The sequence below is a fragment of the Pedobacter xixiisoli genome (genome assembly GCF_900215335.1).
Classification (GTDB): domain Bacteria; phylum Bacteroidota; class Bacteroidia; order Sphingobacteriales; family Sphingobacteriaceae; genus Pedobacter; species Pedobacter xixiisoli.
In genome coordinates this window covers 421,726-441,082 of record NZ_OCMT01000004.1, presented here as the reverse complement: position 1 = coordinate 441,082, position 19,357 = coordinate 421,726, and the positions used below count along the sequence as shown (strand labels likewise).

Genomic DNA, 19,357 nt, shown 5'->3' with positions numbered 1-19,357 from the left:
AATGTGACAGTGGATACTACTTCGCTTGCGCAAATTGCAAATTCAACGTAATGTTTACGTCTTTAGCAATACCTGCGCCCGTTGGGTCATATTTTACGTTGAAATCCAGGCGGTTGATTTTAGTTGTAGCTAAAAAACCAGCTTTGGTATTACCTTGTTGGTCTTTTGCCGTACCACCGTAAACTACTGCAAAAGTTACCGTTTTAGTCACATCACGGATAGTTAATTTTCCAGTTAATGCATAGTTGTTACCTTTAACTTTTTTGAAAGAAGTGCTTTCGAAAGCCAATTTTGGAAACTTCTCTGCATTAAAGAAATCATCAGATTTTAAGTGACCATCACGTTGCTCAACGCCAGTATTGATACTTGCCGCATCTGCAGTAAAGCTAATTTTCGCATCTGAAAGATCTGCTTTAGAAGAAACAAATCCACCTTCAAACTTCTTAAAATTTCCATCTACGAAAGAGATTCCAGAATGTTTAACCGAGAAATTTACGAAAGAGTGCATCGGATCTACCGTCCACTTTGTTTGAGCAAACGTTGCTACACTTAAGCTCGTTGCTAATAAAAATAAGAATAATCTTTTCATGCTTTTTGTCATTAATTAATTGAACACAAAGCTACAACAGCACAATCGGGAAAAAGTTGATGTATGATAAGAAAGGAGTTTTGATGTGCGGGTCATTTCCCGCAGATTAACACAGATTTTAGCCGCAGATTTAAGGTGATTGGCAGTGAAGTTTTAAAAAGGAATCTCCTTCAATCTGCGGAGATATCAGCGCAAATCTGCGGGAAACTAAATTTTATCCAAAGTTTGGCGTTTCAAGTCTTGCTTAAATTGTGACGGCGTCAACCCCGTTTCTTTTTTAAACTGCGCCGACAAATGTGCTACGCTACTATAGTTCAATTGAAATGCGATTTCACTCAAAGTCAGTTCTCCATAGCTCAACAGCTCCTTTGCTTTTTCTATTTTTTGTTGGATAAAGTAGTGCTCAATAGTATTTTTCTCTTCAACAGAGAAAACACTACTTAATGAAGCATAATCTGTACCTAGCTTATTGCTCAGGTATTCGGAAAGGTTTACTTTCAAAGGTTCCTTGGTGTAATGGGCTAGCTCTACAATTGCAGCTTTAATTTGAGCAACAGCAGCTTTCTTTTTGTCTTCCAACAACTCGAAGCCCAAGTTTTCTAAAGCAGTTTTCATCTCTTGGTATTTCGCATCGGTTAGGCTTTCCTCTTTTAAATCAACCTCTCCCAAAACCACATTCGTAGGATTTAAATCTAGTTTATCGAGTACTGTTTCTACCGCCATTTTACAGCGGTCGCATACCATATTTTTGATGTATAGCTTCATTGATTACTAAAGTAGCTAATTATTCTTTCCACTTAAAACCGTAGGTGATAATTCAACTTTAGGCAGACATTCTTTGCCACAGATGCACAAATGAATTTATATCTCAGTCTTATTATTAGATTAAATCTGTGCATCTGTGGCTAATTTATGACACTTTATAATTTTTAAATAACTTAGCGCAAATTCAATTCATCATGAAAAAACTCCTATTGATTTGTGCCTTATTCTGTTGCAGTTTTGTGTACGCGGCAAAGCCGAAATATCAATACATCAAGATAAGTACTTCCAAAGGCGAATGTATTGTTAAACTTTACAACGAAACCCCTTTACATCGTGACAATATCTTAAAACTGGCCAAAGAAGGCTATTATAACGGGACTATTTTCCACAGGGTGATTAAAGATTTCATGATTCAAGGCGGCGACCCTGATTCTAAAAATGCAACTCCAGATGCAGTGTTGGGCGAAGGTGGCCCTAACTACACCATTCCTGCCGAGTTTAGGGATAGTATTTTCCACAAAAAAGGAGTTTTGGCGGGAGCGAGAGACAACAATCCCGAAAAAGCGTCTAGTGGCAGTCAGTTTTATTTGGTGCAAGGAAAGGTTTTTACCGACGAGCAATTGGATAAAGTGGAAAAGAACAGGTTACAGCATAAAATCCCCGAATACCAACGTGAGGTTTATAAAACTATTGGTGGCACACCGCATTTAGACAGAAGTTACACCGCTTATGGAGAGGTAGTAAAGGGTCTTGAAATGATTGACAGTATTGCTAACGTAGAAACGAGCACAGCAAACCGTCCGAAAGAAGATGTAAAAATGACGGTGACGGTATTGAAAAAAAGAGAGGCAAAAAAGCTAGAGAAAGAATTAAATAAAACGGCTAAAGCCATTAAATAGAAATTACATTACCATTGCTTTAAACCAACGGCAAAAAGAAATAAATAAATGAAAATCATATCATACAACGTAAATGGCATTCGTGCCGCAGCAACCAAAGGTTTATTTACTTGGTTACAATCAACAGATGCCGACATGGTTTGCTTACAGGAAGTAAAAGCATTGAAAGAGCAAATTCCTGAAGTTTTAGCTCTGGTTGAACATTTGGGCTATCATCATTATTGGTTTCCGGCAGAAAAAAAAGGTTATAGTGGTGTAGCGATCTTCACTAAAATAAAACCAAAACATGTAGCATATGGTTGTGGCGAGCAATGGATTGATGCCGAAGGAAGAATTTTAAGAGCTGATTTCGAAGATTTTTCATTGATGAGCGTTTACCTGCCATCGGGTTCTAGTGGCGATGAAAGACAGGTAAAAAAGTACGAGTTCATGAAGTTTTTCAATAGTTACATTGGAGAGTTAAGAAAAGAACATCCAAATCTGATTATTTCTGGTGATTATAACATTTGCCATAAAGCGATCGATATCCACAACCCGAAATCTAATGCCAATTCATCAGGTTTTTTACCAGAAGAGCGTGAGTGGATGGAGCTTTTTATCAACAACGGTTTTATAGATTCCTTCCGTCATTTTAACCAAGACCCACACCATTACACTTGGTGGAGCTATCGTGCAGGCGCAAGAGGCAAGAATTTGGGCTGGCGCATCGATTATCATTTAACTACTAGAGAAATGGAAGCCAGATTGAAAAATGTACGCATTTTACCAGATGCTTTGCATAGTGATCACTGCCCTATTTTATTGGAACTACAATAACGGATTAATCGATTGTTTGTTGAAATCGTTTAATCGCTTTGCAACAGTTAACCATTTACACAGTTTAAACAGTTAACCAAATATGCTAATTACCAACATCAAAGCCCTTGTAGGCGTTCATTCAAAAGAAAAGCTTTTTCTTCGCGGTAGCGAATTAAATCAACTGCCTATTTTAGAAAATGCTTGGTTGCTATTGGAAGATGGTTTGATTAAAGATTTTGGCTTGATGAGTGATCTCAATACGCAATACTCAAATCTGAATACCTTTGATGCAACTGGTAAATTTGTATTTCCTTCTTGGTGCGATAGCCATACACATATCGTTTTTGCCGCACCTCGTGAGGAGGAATTTGCTTTAAAAATTGCTGGCAAAACCTATGAAGAAATTGCGGCAGCAGGTGGAGGAATTCTAAACTCGGCGAATAAACTACAAAAAGCCACAGCAGATGAACTGTTTGAAAGTGCTAGCATTCGCTTAAAGGACATGATTAAACAAGGCACTGGCGCTCTAGAAATCAAAAGTGGTTATGGTTTAACCGTAGAAAGTGAGCTGAAAATGCTTCGGGTAATTAAACGCTTAAAAGCCGCTTTCCCGATTCCGATTAAAACTACCCTGTTAGCTGCTCATGCTTATCCAACTGAGTTCAAAAACAACCATCAAGGATATATAGATTTAATTATTAATGAACTTCTCCCAAAGGTTGCCGAACAAGGATTAGCCGATTATATTGATGTTTTTTGCGAAAAAGGTTTCTTTTCGAACGAAGAGACGGCACAAATTTTAACCGCTGCATCAAACTACGGATTGAAACCGAAAATCCACGCTAACCAGTTATCTAGTTCTGGTGCAGTGCAAACCGGCATAAGTCATCAAGCGGTTTCTGTAGACCATCTCGAAGAAACCGACGACGAAGTTTTACGAGCACTAAGCAACAGCAATACCATTGCAACTTTGCTTCCCTCTTGTTCGTTTTACATCAATATACCTTTCGCCAATGCCAAAGGATTGATAGAAAACAATGCAATCGTAGCACTAGCCAGCGATTACAATCCAGGCTCTACGCCATCTGGAAACATGAATTTTGTAGTTTCTTTAGGTTGCATCAAATTAAAAATGACGCCTGAGCAAACTATTAATGCTGCAACCTTAAATGGTGCCGCAGCAATGGAATTAAGCAATGAAGTTGGTAGCATCGCTATCGGTAAAACAGCCAATTTATTTATCACCAGACCAATGACTTCTTTAGCTTATTTACCTTACAGTTTTGCGCAAAGTCAAATAGAAACGGTAATTTTAAACGGAGAGATTTATCATGGCTAGCTTCCGCATTTTTTCGCAGGGCGATATTTTAACCCTCGTTAACAAACGTGATGGCGAAACCAAGCTTGGTGAAAAAGTTGATTTCTATCATCATTGCGAGCATAGTGACAGCCTGTCCCGAGACTTCGGGAAAGCAATCTCTTCTGAAATTCTTCAAAAATCCTCGGCGAAATTTGTCCTTTTAGGTATTCCAGAAGATATTGGCGTTCGTGCTAATTATGGAATTGGCGGCACACATACCGCTTGGATACCCGCACTAAAAACATTCCTCAACCTTCAACAGAATGCTTTTCTAAAAGGAGAAGATATTTTGGTTTTAGGGCAGTTTGAAATTCCTGAAAACAACTCAACTGACATTTCCGAGCTAAGAGAAATCGTTGCAGAAATTGATGATTTGGCTTTTCCAATTATTCAAGCCATTGTAGCCGCAGGAAAAATCCCTATCGTGATTGGTGGTGGGCACAACAATTGTTACCCAATCATTAAAGGAACATCCTTGGCTCTGCAAGCAAAAGTGAATGTGCTCAATGTTGATGCGCATACCGATTTACGCAATACAGAAGAAGGAAGACATAGCGGAAACGGGTTTAGTACGGCAATTAAAGATGGTTTTTTAGACCAATACCGTATGCTTGGTCTACATCAAAGCTATATCAGTCAAGCTCAATTAGATTTCATTGCCAATAACGAATCTATTAAAACGGTTTATTTCGACGATTTGTTAAGCAAAGAGGAAGATGTTCGCGGTGAAACAGAAATGCTCTTAAAAGACGTAAAATTGCCCTTAGGCTTAGAAATTGATTTAGACAGCATCAGCAACATTTTGTCTAGCGCAGCTACACCAAGCGGATTTACTTTAGATGAGGTAAGAAAAGTGGTTATTGCCACAAAGCAGCCTTTCTGTTATCTACATATTTGTGAAGGAGCTCACGAGTTAAATAACGGCACAAAAGACGAAACTATTGGTAAAACAATTGCTTATTTAGTAAGTGATTTTATTAAACGTTTTGAGTTTTCCCGCTGATATACGCTGATTTTTTACGTAGATAACGCAAATCTAAATCGTCTTAAATCTGCGGCTCAATTTGTGAAAATCTGCGAAAAAAAACTACAGTTCCTCGTCTTCGTAACGTTGAGCCGCCTTTGCCATAATTTCGATATCGGCTAACTCTTTTGCGGTTAAAGGCTCTTCTTTTTCCTGCAATTCAAACATGGCAATCATGGTATCTTCGTATTGCTTTGCACTGGTAATTCTAAAATCCTTTTCCATAATTGTTGTCTGAAATGATTTCAAAGGTATAAAAAAGATTTAAAGCAATGTTGACCCGAACAACTTAGCGCTCTTTACACAGCGTTTATTTTTCTTCGCGATAAATTTGAATTAAACCTGTTCAAAAACACCTCAAATGGCTTACCACTTGTAAATCTTTTTAGGAGTAATACATAAATCTAAACGAATATCATCTTCATTCACATCTGAAATAGCTTCATCCTTAACTTCAAAAAGTGAAACCCCAACTTTCTTGGTTTCAATTCCCGACAGGAATCTATCGTAAAAGCCTTTGCCATAGCCCACTCTGTATCCTCTTTGGTCGAATGCAAGTAAAGGCACTAAAACCATATCTATCTTCCCCTCAAAAACGGCAGTAGTTTGAGGTTCTGGAATGTGGTAAGAATTTTCCTTCAAGTCAGCTTTGGCAAAAGGATGGTGACTCATGGAGTGATCTTCAAAGTTAGCCCTAGATACTACAATATGAACAAGAGGATGATTTTCCTGCAGCCAATCTATCATTAAAAAAGTATCCGGCTCCCGCTTCTTTACGATAGGCAAAAAAACGTGAATGCTTCTGATTTCAGAAAAATCCAGCATTTTAAAATGAGCTAAAAGCAATTGGTTAAGTGCTAAAAACTCATCGTCCGATAGTGCTTTTCTCTGATCTAAAACTTGTTTTCTTATCGTTGATTTCAGCATAACTATATATTCCTAAAAGATCCTGAAATAAATTCAGGATGACGAAGTGCAAACTAATACTAAGTTATAAAAATGGCCTTGGAAAAATATCCAAGGCCACCAATCTTATTTAACGATAAAGAAAAATAAATCCTGAAAATCTATTAATCCCTAAATCCCGATCCTATTTTACACGCTCTACGTATTCACCTGTACGTGTATCTACTTTAATCTTATCACCTTGGTTCACAAACAAAGGAACTTTAACCTCTACACCGTTCTCAAGCGTTGCAGCTTTTAAGGCGTTGGTAGAAGTATCACCTTTTACCGCTGGCTCAGAATAAGTAATCTCAAACTCAGCAAAGTTTGGCAATTGTGCCATAATCGGCTCATCGCTCTCAATAGATACGATAACCGTCATGCCTTCTTTCAAGAATTTAATTGCGTTGCCAAAAAGTGATTTTGCAACGTTAAACTGCTCATAAGTATTGTTATCCATTACCACTAAAGAATCGCCTTCTTCATATAAGTATTGGTAATCGTTTGTTTCTACACGACAAATTTCAACAGCTTCGTCGGTATTCATACGTGCTTCTACTAACCTACCAGTTTTAATATTACGAAATTTTCCAGTGTAAAAAGCGCCGCCTTTACCTGGTGTACGGTGGTTCCACTCATCAACAGTAACCAATTCGTTGTTCACTCTAAGGATATTACCTGTTTTTATTTCTGATGCTTTTGCCATTACTATTATATACTTAAATACTTTTTATTTTTGAAGCTGCAAGGTAAAAACAATTTTTAAAATTTAGTACAAAAAAAGATGGCTTCGGGAACCACTCCGAAGCCACAATCAACCTAAACCTAAAACTAAACTATGAAAATTTATTTTACTCTTTATATGTATCCGCCGTTTTTGGATTAACCTAAACCTTGGAACTTTTATTTCTTTTTTATATCAAATGCCTCTGGCATTTTCTGAAATTTAAACGTTAATATTTCGTCCTTATTTCGTGGCGCAAAGGTATACACTATTTTCAAATCTCACAATAGTAAATTTAAAATATTTTTAAGATGTGCTTTAGTTAGGTTTAAACCTATATTTTGGCACATTTATCATATAAATATTACTTTTTATAGTCTAGAATATTTAATTGATGTTGACAAAAATCGTATTCATAAGATTGATTTGAACCAACTAAAACCAACCTATCTTTCGAAAATTTTTCAATTAATGCCAAGTACCAATCCGTACCTTGTACGTCTAAATTGGAAGTCGGTTCATCCAATACCAAAATGGGCGTATCTGCACAAAAAGCCAATGCAAGCTTTGTTCTTTGCTTCATCCCCGACGAGAAGTATTTCAATGGTTTGTCTTCGGCTTTGCTTAAAGCCAACAAATCTAATACCGCAGCAGCATTAAAGCCTTGCTGATAAGCTTTGAACTGAAAGTGAAAAGCTATAGTTTCCTGCAGTGTAAATTCCTCTATCAAATCTAAATAGGGAGCAGCCAAGCTAATAGAATTAAAGATATCTTCTGGAAGAATTTCTTTTTGATTTTTATATATAATCTTACCTTCGGAAGGCGTTAAGTTACCTAGCAAAACACTCAACAAAGTAGATTTACCAGAGCCATTAGGGCCAAGTATAGCGTATTGTTGTCCTTGAGAAAAAACGTAATTGATATCTTTAAAGATCCACTCTTTGTTAAATCGCCTACCTAAATTCTCAAGGATAATTTTCATCAGTATAAGATTTGTTTTTAAAGGGGATGAAGCTAGCATAGGCTACAATATGTAGTCTATGCTGGTTGCATATCTAATTAGCTGCCAGAGCCAAAACCTCTCATTACGCCTCTATTTGAGTTACGTATAAAGTCTACAATCTCATCACGAATTTCTGTTGGCTGAAACTCTGCTTCGATGGTATCTAACGCTTTGGTTACGTTGTTATTTTTCACGAAGAGCACGCGGTAGATTTCCTGTATTTCGTTGATCTGATCAGAAGAAAAGCCTCTACGACGCAGGCCTACAGAATTAATCCCAACATAAGAAAGAGGCTCTCTAGCTGCTTTAACATAAGGAGGTACGTCTTTACGAACCAATGAACCACCTGTCACAAAAGCATGCGAACCAACTTTAACAAATTGATGAATTGCCACCAAACCAGCCAAAACCACGTGATCGCCGATAGTGATGTGTCCAGCTAGTGTGGTACTGTTTGAAAAGATACAATAATTACCTACTTGGCAGTCGTGTGCAATGTGCGAATAAGCTTGGATCAAGCAGTTACTTCCCACTACGGTTTTCCATTTATCTTTAGTACCCCTGTTAATGGTTACGCATTCGCGGATAGTCGTATTGTCGCCAATTTCGGCAGTAGTTTTTTCACCTGCAAACTTCAAATCTTGCGGAACACCAGAAATTACGGAACCAGGAAATATACGGCAGTTTTTTCCAATACGGGCGCCATCCATGATGACTACGTTTGAACCAATCCAAGTGCCTTCACCAATTTCTACATCTTTGTGTATAACTGCAAATGGCTCTACTACTACATTGTCCGCTATTTTAGCTTGCGGGTGGATATAAGCTAGGGGTTGTATCATTTCGTGATTTCGCTTTCTTTAACTTTAACAATTTGTGCCATCATCTCTGCCTCTACTACAACTTTTTCCCCTACCATTCCAACACCTTTCATTTGTGCAATGCCTCTTCTCATAGGTTCTACCAAATCACACCTAAAAACAATGGTATCTCCTGGAAGTACCTGCGCTCTAAAACGCACATTATCTATTTTAAGGAAGTAAGTTAGGTAATTTTCTGGATCAGGAACAGTGCTAAGCACCAAGATACCTCCAGTTTGTGCCATAGCTTCAATTTGAATTACACCTGGAAATACCGGCGCTCCTGGAAAATGGCCTTTGAAAAACTCTTCGTTCATCGTTACGTTTTTAACGCCAACTACGTGAGTTTTACTTAGCTCCAATACCTTATCTACAAACAAAAAAGGTTGCCTATGTGGCAAAATCTTCATGACATCTACTACATCATAAAGTGGCTTAGCATTTACATCGTAAGTATTTAACTTCTTTTTACCTTTTTCTTTTTTAATAGCAGCCTTAATTTTTTTGGCGAAAGCTACATTGGCTGCATGGCCAGGTCTAGCCGCCATTATATGCCCTTTTAAGTGTACACCAACTAGAGCCAAATCACCAATCATATCTAATAATTTATGACGTGCTGGCTCGTTTTGATAGCGCAACTCCATATTGTTCAAAATACCTTGTGGAGCAACATCAATCTCTTCTCTATTGAAGATTTTGGCCAAATGTTGTAACTCTTCTTTGGTAACTTCCTTATCTACAATTACAATCGCGTTGTTTAAATCGCCACCTTTAATAAGGTTGTGTTGTAATTGATATTCTAATTCATGTAAAAAACAAAAAGTTCTACACGAGGCTATTTCTTTTTTAAACTCGCCAATGGTGGTAATTCCAGCATGCTGGCTACCCAAAACAGGCGAATTGTAGTCGATCATACAAGTAAAACGATAATCGTCTAATGGCATGGCTACAATTTCAACACTTCTTTCTGGCTCTGTATAAGTAATGTTATGAGGAATAGTATAATACTCTCTATCTGCATTCTGCAAGGCAGATCCTACCTGCTCTAATACTTCGATAAATTTAATAGAGCTACCATCCATAATCGGCGTTTCTGGACCATCAACCTTCACCAAAACGTTATCCAGATCCATCCCTACCAAAGAAGCCATTACATGCTCTACGGTACTAACACTAGCACCATTTTGGGTAATTGTAGTTCCTCTTGCGGTATCGGTTACATTATCGCAATCTGCATCTATGATTGGTTCCCCAGGTAAATCAACTCTTTGAAATTTAAAACCGTGATTTTCTGGTGCCGGACAAAAAGTTAAAGTTACATTGGCTCCTGTGTGCAAGCCAACTCCTTGAACTGAAATCTCACCCTTTATAGTTCTCTGCTTAACGTTCATTATTGTGTTTGTGTTGTTGTCATTTTTTCTATCATAGCAGTAAGTGCTGCTATTTTAGCCTCTAATTCTCTCACTCTCTTATCAACCTCTGGCAACTTTTTAAATATTACGGTAGCACGCATCCATTCTTTTAACGGCTGCGCCGGACTTCCGTGCCACTGTTTATTCTCTTCGGTATTGAAATTGATTCCTGCTTGCGCCCCAACTTGTGTTTGTTTGCCCAAGGTAAGATGCCCCGCAATACCTACTTGGCCGCCAATTACCGAATTTTCTCCCAACTTGGTACTGCCCGAAATACCCGTTTGAGCTGCAACTACAGAATGGGCACCAACGTCAACATTATGTGCTATTTGAATCAAATTATCCAATTTAACGCCTTTACGTACAAATGTAGAGCCCATTGTTGCTCTATCTATACTCGTGTTGGCACCAATCTCTACGTCATCTTCTATTACAACGTTACCTATCTGCGGAATCTTGTTGTAAGAGCCATCTTTTTGTGGCGCAAATCCAAATCCATCGCTACCGATTACCGTATTCGAATGAACCACTACTCTATCTCCAACAATAGTTTGTTTGTATAACTTAACGCCGGGAAAAAACACACAGCCATTGCCAACTTTACTATCGGCACCGATATAGGTTTGTGCGTAAATCTTCACATTATCGCCAATAACTACATTTTGTTCAATGCAGCAAAAAGCACCTATAAACACATTTTGACCTATGCTAGCGGTAGGGTGCACGTACGAAGAATTATGAACACCAAGTTCTTCACTGCTCATGTTTATCACTTCATTGTATTTATCTAAGAGCACCGTAAATGCGCTGTAAGGGTCTTGTACTTTTACCAAGGTACTCTTGGTGGGTTGGGTTGGCACAAAATCTTTAGAAACGATAACAACAGAAGCTTCCGTTGTGTAAAGGAAGTTCTCGTATTTTGGGTTAGACAAAAAACAAAGAGAGCCAAGCTTGCCATCTTCTATTTTAGAAAGCGTACTTACTTGAGCGTTTTCATCGCCTTCTACAGTTCCATTTAAAAATTCGCCTATCTGCTTGGCAGTAAATTGCATGTTACAAAGTTAAATGTTAAATCGATATGAACAAATTATCAATCCTCGGTATTAGTAAGACGAAGTAACGAGGAATTTGTCTCAATATTTTGTTAAAAAATGCTAAATCCCTCTAATGTAACACAGTATATGCTTCTTAACCGTTCTGTCTAATGATTCTAAATTAGATAAATCTGATGCTTTTGCAATATCCGATAATATTCCATTCTTCATTAAAATATTAATATTACTGCTTTCTGCATTGTAAGCTCTATTAGTAATGGTATCTGTAAATACGAAATATGAGATATCTTTTTCATTAATACCAAGCAAATTTGCTGTTTGAGATGCCAAAAGGTCTAATCTTTCAGGATCTGGAGCATCATTACTGATTTCTACTTTGTACAGCTTACGAGCGTTCAACATCTTGCATAGTCTTGACAACACAAAATCATCACTATCTTCCCATACTTTTACAGATGCATAAATATCTTGGTCATCTAATTTAGAAAACTGCTGCAAATGGATTTCTTCCTCAAAAAATCGTTTTTCGCTGATTTCATTTTTAAGGAAATGTTGAAAAGCGGGCGTAGCAAATAGTGTTGCCCCTTTCAATGTAAGCTCTTTTGCCCGTTCCAATATCTTTACCAAAAGTTGCTCTCCTGCCACCACAGTTTTGTGCAAATAAACTTGCCAGTACATTAAGCGACGAGCAATCAGAAACTTTTCTACAGAATAAATGCCTTTTTCTTCAACCACCAATTGATCATCAACTACGTTGAACATCTTGATGATACGGTCGAAGCTAATTACCCCCTCGCTCACTCCAGTATAGAAGCTGTCGCGATTTAGATAATCCATTCTATCTAAATCAACCTGACCAGAGATCAATTGGCAAAAAAACTTTCTGTGGTATTTACCTTTAAAGATATTGATTGCAGTTGTTAATCGTCCATCAAACTCTTCGTTCAGCTTGTTCATCATTAACAGAGAAATATCCTCGTGTTTGATTCCTTGCGCCAAAGTATGTTCTAATGCATGAGAAAATGGTCCGTGGCCAATATCGTGTAGCAAAATGGCTATAGTTGCGGCCTCTTCTTCTTCTGGGCTAATTTCGAGCCCTTTGCTTTTTAATACCTCTAAAGCCAAACTCATCAAATGCATGGCTCCTAAAGCATGATGAAACCTCGTATTTATTGCCCCTGGATATACAATGTGGGTCATCGCCAATTGTTTAATATATCTTAAACGTTGAAAATAGCGATGAGAAATAAGATCAAAAACAAGTTCTGAAGGTATAGTGATGAACCCATAAACTGGGTCGTTAATGATTTTCTTTTTGTTCAAATCTTAAAAAGGGTTAAAAAAAATATATGCGGTACAAAAATTGCTAATTTTATCGACAGTAGAAAAGCTAAGGGCTTTTTAATCTCTTAAATTACACAAAAAGGATATAAAATGCAGGAAACGAAGATATTATGGGCCGATGACGAAATCAACCTATTAAAACCACATATTTTGTTATTGAACGAAAAAGGCTACGCTGTTAGCACGTTCACCAATGGGAATGATGCGTTAGAAGCTTTTGGGAAAGAGCATTTTGATTTGGTCTTTTTAGATGAAAATATGCCAGGCCTAACAGGTTTGGAAACACTTTCTGCAATCAAAAATATTCGCGACGTACCCGTGGTGCTCATCACCAAAAGCGAAGAAGAAAACCTGATGGAAGACGCCATTGGTTCTAAAATAGATGATTACTTAATTAAGCCAGTAAACCCGAAACAGGTTTTGCTAACCATCAAAAAGCTAATCGATAATAAGCGTTTAGTTAGCGAAAAAACTTCATCAGCCTATCAACAAGATTTTAGGAACATAGGGATGACCCTGAACGACAAATTGAGCTATGAAGATTGGGTTGATGTTTACAAGAAATTGGTGTTTTGGGAACTGGAACTGGAGAAACTTGACGACCCGCAAATGCATGAGATTTTGACCATGCAGAAAGCCGAAGCCAACATGCTTTATTCAAAATTTGTTGAGAACAATTACATAGACTGGATTAACGGAAGTGCCGACGCACCTCTTTTCTCTCATGAATTGATTAAGAAAAAGGTGTTTCCGTTAATTAATGAGACCACGCCAGTGTTCTTCATTTTGATAGATAACTTGAGGTACGACCAATGGAAAATCATTAATCCTTTGATTTCCGAGCATTTTAGATTGGAGGAAGAAGACACCTACTCGAGTATTTTACCAACTGCAACCCAATATGCTAGAAATGCCATTTTCTCTGGTTTAACACCTCTGGATATGGAAAAACGTTTCCCTTCTTTATGGCAGAATGACGATGATGAAGGCGGAAAAAATCTTCACGAGGAAACATTTTTGGATGAACAAATCAAGCGTAGCTTAAGAAAGGATTGCAAGTTTAGTTACCATAAAATATTAACTTTTGACCAAGGAAAAGACTTAGTTGAACAAGTAAATAATCTGATGCATAATGACTTAAATGCAATTGTGTTTAACTTTGTGGATATGCTTTCTCATGCAAGAACGGATATGCAGATGATTAGGGAATTAGCTAACGATGATGCGGCATACAGATCGCTGACTTTATCTTGGTTTGAGCATTCTCCGCTATTGGAATTGATTAAAAAACTAGCACAACAACGTGTAAAACTAATCATCACCACCGACCACGGAACTATTAGGGTTAAAAATCCGAGCAAAGTAATTGGCGATAGAAGCACAAATACCAACTTGCGCTATAAACAAGGCAAGAACCTTAATTTTAACCCAAAAGAGGTTTTCTTAATCAAAAATCCGCATGATGCGAAATTGCCTAAAGTAAATATCAGTTCTAATTACATTTTTGCGAAGGAAGATCAATATTTCGTTTATCAGAACAATTACAACCAGTTTGTGAATTACTACAACGAGACTTTCCAACATGGAGGTATTTCTATGGAGGAAATGATTATTCCAATTGTAACTTACGGGTCTAAGTAATTTGATAACCACATAGAAATATAGAATTTCAGTAGCAGAACTATGTATCTATGTGGTTAAGCTATATCTTTGTGTTAAATGAAATCTATTCCTATTAATAGCACAGCTGAATTAAATCATGTAGCTCAAGAACTATTGGCTTTTGCAGAGGGGCATAAGTTCTTCATTTTTGAAGGAGATATGGCCGCAGGCAAAACTACTTTCATCAAATCACTTTGTGAGGCTATAGGTGTTGAAGATGTGGTAAGCAGCCCAACTTTTTCTATCGTTAACGAATATGAAAGTACCACTGGTCCCGTGTATCATTTCGATTTTTATAGGTTGAAAAACGTACAGGAAGCTTATGATATTGGGTATGAGGAATATTTTTACAGCGGCAATTATTGCTTGGTAGAATGGCCATCAAAGGTGGAAGAATTACTACCTGAAGAATATATTAAAATTGAAATAACCGTTACTGGCAATGAGCAACGGTTATTTCAATTTACAAAGATTGAAGGTTAAATTAGACGTTGGTTTTCAAAGTATCTTTTAGTCCAGAAGTTGCTTTTTCAACCACTTTTTTCTTTTTAGCTTCTTTATTTGGCGCTTCTGGAGTTTGGATAATTAGTTTATAGTCGTTGGTCTCTAATACTTCAAAACCTACTTGCCCTTTATCATTAATCGTTAAATTGATATAATTTCCTCCAGGATTTTTACCGCCTTTAACGATAATGCCACCAATGGGGTTTCCTGGCTTGGCAATCGCCGCAGCTTCACCTCTCTTTATTCCTTTTTCGCCAATGCTTTTTTCGGCAGGTTCTATTCCGCTAAGCTGAAACAGATAATTGCCTTTTTGCAGATTAGGAAGTGCTATTTCTCCATTACCATTTGATATCAATCGCATATTTCCTCCAGGGTTTTTACCTCCTTTTACTACAATCCCACCAATAGGAGTTCCTGGAGCAGCCACTAATTGCCCTCTTTCTTTGTTATTTCTAGTGGTGTTAAAATCAGTGACCTCACTTTTGGCTGGTAGTGCTAAATTTTCAGCAGATACATCATTTCGTTTAACGTCTTTGTTTTTAAGTGTAGCTACCCTCATAGCAGCACTATTTTCCGAAGTCGCATTTTCTCCCTCGTTTCCAATCGCATATTTATTCGGGTCTCCCGTTTTATTGCTTTTCAAAACTTCAACTCTTCTTCTTTCAGCCGAGGCTACGCCATTTTCACGTGTGCCTTCTTCGGTAACATTTTCTGTTGCAGCTGTCTCTGTTTTTTTAGTTACCGAAAATTCTTTCATCGTTGCTTTTCCAGCTGGGCTTACAGCTGTATTTCCAGCAGCCTGTAAACCTCCCGCCATCGACTCTCCGAAAGTTTTTCCTTGCGTTTGCTTGGCTGTAGTAACTATGGCTTTTTGTTCATACATGGGGTTATTGCCTTGCGTTTCTTTGTCTTTATAAAGCGGATTATTTACGGCGGCCTGCTGATTAGCCTCTACACGCTGCCCAAAAGATGTATTTGGAGTTTGTCGGGCATTTCCCGATGCTGTTTTAGCTTTCTTTTTTCCCAATGCTACAGATAAACCAAAGTTTAATTCCGAAAAATTATATTTACTAGTGGTTGTTTTGCTCTCCCAAGTTCCGTTAGCTAGCTGACTAGCCTCGTAGGTATTTCTATCATTAAATCCACCTTGTGGTACTCGCTGTTGAACTGTATGCGCAACTTCGTGCCCCATAACCATAGCCGGACTGATGAAAACCGAAAGATTCGAGGTTAGGTTATAGCCAACTTTTATCTGCGGTTTAAAAACGAAACCACCGCTGCTTTGCTCTTCTACCCTAGTCAATTCTAATTGTCTGGCTTGTCCGTTAATAGAGGCACTTCCAATTTGTTCGTAACCTTCTTTTTTGAAGTTTAAATATCCTGCGTTTACAGATGGAGCCACATTAAATTTTCCGAATAAAAATCTACCTTGTAAGCCAATCAGCCCAGAAAAACTGGCAGAGTTTTTTGAATCAGCTGAAGATGCAACAGACAACGTAGCGTTATGGATTTGATATTGGCTTTCGATGTTGGAATTATTTGGAGAAAGATTTTTAATGCGAGCGTAGTTTCCTAAAACATTTAAGCCCAAGGCGAAACTGCCCCCTTTTACTGTTCCATCCCATCCTTTCCTGTAAAAAGGAACAAAAGCGTCTAGCTGCAAGTTTGCTCCGTTACCCATTAAAATATTTTTATTTTGGTTAGAAGCTTGATTAACTCCCGCTCCTAGCGATAACCATAATTTGCTTTCTTGAGCAAAACTGATTTGGGTTGAAATCAGTAAAACGGTTAGTGTAGATCTTGTTTTCATAACTTTAAGTATTGGTTTTGATAGTAAATCAATCGGAGCTAAAATTTGTTACCCTTCTCTCGATAAAGCTATTGCTTTGATTAAATTTCGTATCTTCAAGGTTTAAACTATACCATCAATAATGGCTACAGGATTACGCGATGAAATGGCAGCTATTGCACAAAGAGGTTTGATGCAAACTCAGGAAGCAGTGCTAGAAACTGGAAAAAAAAGCAACAGTTTATTTATTGGAATTCCAAAAGAAGTCTCTAATCAAGAATGCAGGATTGCCTTAACTCCGCTTTCAGTTGCGCTGTTAGTTAATAACGGCCACAAAGTGATATTGGAAAGCGGGGCTGGCGACGGTGCAAATTTCAGCGACAAAGATTATAGCGAGCAGGGTGCGCAAATTTCCTTCAATAAAAAAGATGTTTGGGCATCAGATATTATCGTGAAGATTGCCCCACCTACCATCGAAGAAATTGGCTTAATGCATAAAGGGCAAACCTTGATTTCAGCCTTACAGATTGGTACGCTTAAGTCCGATATTTTAAAAGCGCTACTTGCCAAGAAAATTAATGCACTTTGCTTTGAGAACATCCGCGACGAAGGAAATGTACTTACCGTGGTGCGTGCCATGAGCGAAATTGTTGGCGCTACTTCAATTTTTATTGCTGCAGAATATCTAAGCAGTGCTTTTGGAGGTAAAGGATTAATGCTCGGTGGTTTTACTGGCGTTCCTCCAACCGAAATCGTTATTTTGGGTGCAGGAACCGTTGGCGAATATGCGGCTAGAACGGCACTATCTTTAGGCGCAGAGGTAAAGGTATTTGATAGCTCAATTTTTAAGCTCAGACGCCTTCAAAACAACTTGGGAAGCAGAGTTTTCACTTCGGTTATGCAGCCTATCGTATTAGCCAAGGCGATTACCACTTGTGATGTAGTTATTGGCGCCATCCGTTCAGATCATGGTCGCAGCCCTTGTGTGGTAATGGAAGAAACGGTAGCTAGAATGAAGCCTCACTCTGTGGTGGTAGATGTGAGTATAGACCAAGGTGGCTGCTTCGAAACTTCTGAAGTTACTAACCATAAAGCACCAACCTTCATAAAGCATGATGTGATTCATTATTGTGTGCCGAATATAGCGTCTAGGGTGCCACGTACCGCATCTTATGCTTTAACCAACATATTTGCTCCAATATTAGTAGATATTGGCGATATGGGCGGTTTAATGAACATGGTTTGGAACAGACCCGGCATAAGGGATGGGCTGTATTGCTATCAAGGGCACTTAACCAATAAAGATTTAGCAAATATGTTCAATCTCCCTTACAAGGATTTAGAGTTGCTCGTGCTTTCTAACCAATAAGACCTGATCAGGATGAAAAAACATTTGCTATCACTATTGCTAATCAGTATTTGCTTAAGTGCGTGTGCTCAAAAAAATGCGCAAAATAAGTACGGACTAAAGATTGTCAACGATTTTGCTACTTATAAAGCAGATGTTGCAAATAATCCTAAGCTCGAATTGGTAGACATCAAAAAAGCTATTCCATCGGTAGTTTTGGATATCCGATATGCAACAAAAAACAATTTTATGAAACAGGCAATGTACAAGCAAGCTCGTGCCTTTGCCCGCAAACCTGTAGTAGAGAAGCTAAAATTAATACAAGCAGAGCTGAAGAAAAAAGGCTACGGACTAAAAATTTACGATGGTTACAGGCCTTATTCCGTAACAGTATCTTTCTACGAAAAGGCCAGTGATAAAAATTTTGTAGCTAATCCATCTAAGGGTTCTAAACATAACCGAGGCTGTGCCGTAGATTTAAGTATTATCGACCTAAAAACGGGAAAAGATGTGCCAATGCCAACGCCTTACGATAGTTTTGAAGCTGCCGCAGCACCACATTATACCGATTTGCCAGCCCACATCATCAAAAACAGAGATTTCTTAATTAGCACTATGCAAGCAAATGGCTTCAAAGTGATTTACAACGAATGGTGGCACTTCGATTTTATTGGCTGGCAAGCTTACGATTTGATGGATATTCCTTTCGAGAAATTATAACGACTCTGCTTTGCGCTTTGCTCCGTATTTATCAGTCTTTACATCTACCTTATCTCCTTTTACTGTTAAAGAAAACAAGTAGTCATATTCATCGTCTGAAATAGCTGGAACTGGTCTTTTAGCGCCAAAAGCTTCAATCAATTCCAGAACTGTATTAGAGTGACCGATAATTAATACTTTTTTACCACCAGCATGTTCTTTTAAAGATTTTACAAAGGCGGCAACTTTTGAAGGCTCGTAAGTTTGAATGCTGATTCCGGTAATATCTGCCAGAGGGAAACCGGTAAGTTTAGTTCTTTTATAATCTGTTGAGAAAATACTATCTATTTTTTGGCCCTTCAGCTCTTTCTTTAAGGCCTCGGCACGCTCTGCTCCAGCTGGCGAAAGGTCTGGGTCTTTATCTGCCGGATTTGAAATATCCTTTTCCGCATGCCTTACAATCCAAACTTTTAAAGTTTTTTGGGCATATAATGATTGCTGTAAACCCAAGGCAAGCGCAAATAATAGTATTAATTTTTTCATTTTTCTAAGATTTAATCTCACCCCCGTTTTAGGA

General features: G+C 38.0%; 20 protein-coding genes. 8 read left to right on the top strand and 12 right to left on the bottom strand.

Going from position 1 to position 19,357, the window contains the following annotated elements; all coding sequences use genetic code 11:
• Positions 1-16: 16 nt before the first annotated feature.
• Both CRO54_RS18085 and CRO54_RS18080 read right to left on the bottom strand, forming a co-directional pair.
• On the bottom strand, positions 17-589 hold the full coding sequence (locus CRO54_RS18085; RefSeq protein ID WP_097133797.1) for a YceI family protein: 573 nt from the start codon (positions 587-589) through the stop codon (positions 17-19).
• Positions 590-796: 207 nt separating this feature from the next.
• Positions 797-1,354 carry a helix-turn-helix domain-containing protein gene (locus tag CRO54_RS18080; RefSeq protein WP_097133481.1) on the bottom strand — a complete coding sequence of 186 codons (558 nt, stop codon included), beginning with the start codon at positions 1,352-1,354 and terminating at the stop codon, positions 797-799.
• A 194-nt stretch (positions 1,355-1,548) separates the two neighbouring features.
• Here CRO54_RS18080 and CRO54_RS18075 point away from each other — a divergent pair, with 194 nt between their 5' ends.
• From CRO54_RS18075 to CRO54_RS18060, 4 genes are all read left to right on the top strand, one after another.
• A complete protein-coding gene (locus tag CRO54_RS18075) occupies positions 1,549-2,253 on the top strand; it encodes a peptidylprolyl isomerase (protein WP_097133480.1) in 705 nt (234 codons plus the stop codon).
• Positions 2,254-2,301: 48 nt separating this feature from the next.
• Complete coding sequence (locus CRO54_RS18070; RefSeq protein ID WP_097133479.1) at positions 2,302-3,069, top strand: exodeoxyribonuclease III; 768 nt, start codon at positions 2,302-2,304, stop codon at positions 3,067-3,069.
• An 82-nt stretch (positions 3,070-3,151) separates the two neighbouring features.
• Complete coding sequence (gene hutI / locus CRO54_RS18065) at positions 3,152-4,390, top strand: imidazolonepropionase (RefSeq protein ID WP_097133478.1); 1,239 nt, start codon at positions 3,152-3,154, stop codon at positions 4,388-4,390.
• Positions 4,383-5,414, top strand: coding sequence for a formimidoylglutamase (locus CRO54_RS18060; protein ID WP_097133477.1), 1,032 nt, complete (start codon positions 4,383-4,385; stop codon positions 5,412-5,414). Before hutI ends, CRO54_RS18060 begins: the two co-directional genes overlap by 8 nt.
• A gap of 84 nt (positions 5,415-5,498) precedes the next feature.
• Here the strand turns inward: CRO54_RS18060 and CRO54_RS21275 are convergent, their stop codons facing one another.
• The 8 genes from CRO54_RS21275 to CRO54_RS18025 all read right to left on the bottom strand — a co-directional run bounded on the left by CRO54_RS21275 (position 5,499) and on the right by CRO54_RS18025 (position 12,757).
• Positions 5,499-5,660: a hypothetical protein gene (locus CRO54_RS21275; protein ID WP_171047942.1), complete on the bottom strand. Its 162-nt coding sequence runs from the start codon at positions 5,658-5,660 to the stop codon at positions 5,499-5,501.
• A gap of 141 nt (positions 5,661-5,801) precedes the next feature.
• A complete protein-coding gene (locus CRO54_RS18055) occupies positions 5,802-6,362 on the bottom strand; it encodes a 5-formyltetrahydrofolate cyclo-ligase (RefSeq protein WP_097133476.1) in 561 nt (186 codons plus the stop codon).
• 163 nt (positions 6,363-6,525) lie between these two features.
• Positions 6,526-7,086: an elongation factor P gene (efp, locus tag CRO54_RS18050; protein ID WP_097133475.1), complete on the bottom strand. Its 561-nt coding sequence runs from the start codon at positions 7,084-7,086 to the stop codon at positions 6,526-6,528.
• A gap of 382 nt (positions 7,087-7,468) precedes the next feature.
• Positions 7,469-8,086: an ABC transporter ATP-binding protein gene (locus tag CRO54_RS18045; RefSeq protein ID WP_097133474.1), complete on the bottom strand. Its 618-nt coding sequence runs from the start codon at positions 8,084-8,086 to the stop codon at positions 7,469-7,471.
• A gap of 77 nt (positions 8,087-8,163) precedes the next feature.
• Positions 8,164-8,949: an acyl-ACP--UDP-N-acetylglucosamine O-acyltransferase gene (gene lpxA, locus CRO54_RS18040; protein WP_097133473.1), complete on the bottom strand. Its 786-nt coding sequence runs from the start codon at positions 8,947-8,949 to the stop codon at positions 8,164-8,166.
• Positions 8,946-10,358 (bottom strand): bifunctional UDP-3-O-[3-hydroxymyristoyl] N-acetylglucosamine deacetylase/3-hydroxyacyl-ACP dehydratase, encoded by a 1,413-nt coding sequence (locus CRO54_RS18035; protein WP_097133472.1) that lies wholly within the window; start codon positions 10,356-10,358, stop codon positions 8,946-8,948. Before CRO54_RS18035 ends, lpxA begins: the two co-directional genes overlap by 4 nt.
• The gene (gene lpxD / locus CRO54_RS18030; RefSeq protein ID WP_097133471.1) at positions 10,358-11,431 is read right to left on the bottom strand and encodes a UDP-3-O-(3-hydroxymyristoyl)glucosamine N-acyltransferase; all 1,074 of its coding nucleotides are present in this window, start codon (positions 11,429-11,431) and stop codon (positions 10,358-10,360) included. The genes CRO54_RS18035 and lpxD overlap by 1 nt, the downstream gene beginning before the upstream one ends.
• A gap of 102 nt (positions 11,432-11,533) precedes the next feature.
• On the bottom strand, positions 11,534-12,757 hold the full coding sequence (locus tag CRO54_RS18025; protein WP_097133470.1) for an HD domain-containing protein: 1,224 nt from the start codon (positions 12,755-12,757) through the stop codon (positions 11,534-11,536).
• A gap of 111 nt (positions 12,758-12,868) precedes the next feature.
• Between CRO54_RS18025 and porX the strand changes: the two genes are divergently transcribed.
• Positions 12,869-14,419, top strand: coding sequence for a T9SS response regulator signal transducer PorX (porX, locus tag CRO54_RS18020; protein WP_097133469.1), 1,551 nt, complete (start codon positions 12,869-12,871; stop codon positions 14,417-14,419).
• A 78-nt stretch (positions 14,420-14,497) separates the two neighbouring features.
• Positions 14,498-14,923, top strand: a complete 426-nt coding sequence (gene tsaE / locus CRO54_RS18015; RefSeq protein ID WP_097133468.1) for a tRNA (adenosine(37)-N6)-threonylcarbamoyltransferase complex ATPase subunit type 1 TsaE — start codon at positions 14,498-14,500, stop codon at positions 14,921-14,923.
• 1 nt (position 14,924) lies between these two features.
• Here the strand turns inward: tsaE and CRO54_RS18010 are convergent, their stop codons facing one another.
• Positions 14,925-16,754 carry a hypothetical protein gene (locus tag CRO54_RS18010; RefSeq protein ID WP_097133467.1) on the bottom strand — a complete coding sequence of 610 codons (1,830 nt, stop codon included), beginning with the start codon at positions 16,752-16,754 and terminating at the stop codon, positions 14,925-14,927.
• Positions 16,755-16,875: 121 nt separating this feature from the next.
• Between CRO54_RS18010 and CRO54_RS18005 the strand changes: the two genes are divergently transcribed.
• Positions 16,876-18,102, top strand: coding sequence for an alanine dehydrogenase (locus CRO54_RS18005; protein ID WP_097133466.1), 1,227 nt, complete (start codon positions 16,876-16,878; stop codon positions 18,100-18,102).
• 12 nt (positions 18,103-18,114) lie between these two features.
• Complete coding sequence (locus CRO54_RS18000; protein ID WP_097133465.1) at positions 18,115-18,801, top strand: M15 family metallopeptidase; 687 nt, start codon at positions 18,115-18,117, stop codon at positions 18,799-18,801.
• On the opposite strand, the gene CRO54_RS17995 is transcribed toward CRO54_RS18000, so the two are convergent.
• The gene (locus CRO54_RS17995; protein WP_171047943.1) at positions 18,796-19,323 is read right to left on the bottom strand and encodes a phosphoglycerate mutase family protein; all 528 of its coding nucleotides are present in this window, start codon (positions 19,321-19,323) and stop codon (positions 18,796-18,798) included. The two genes, CRO54_RS18000 and CRO54_RS17995, sit on opposite strands and share 6 nt — an antisense overlap.
• Between the last annotated feature and the right edge of the window lie 34 nt (positions 19,324-19,357).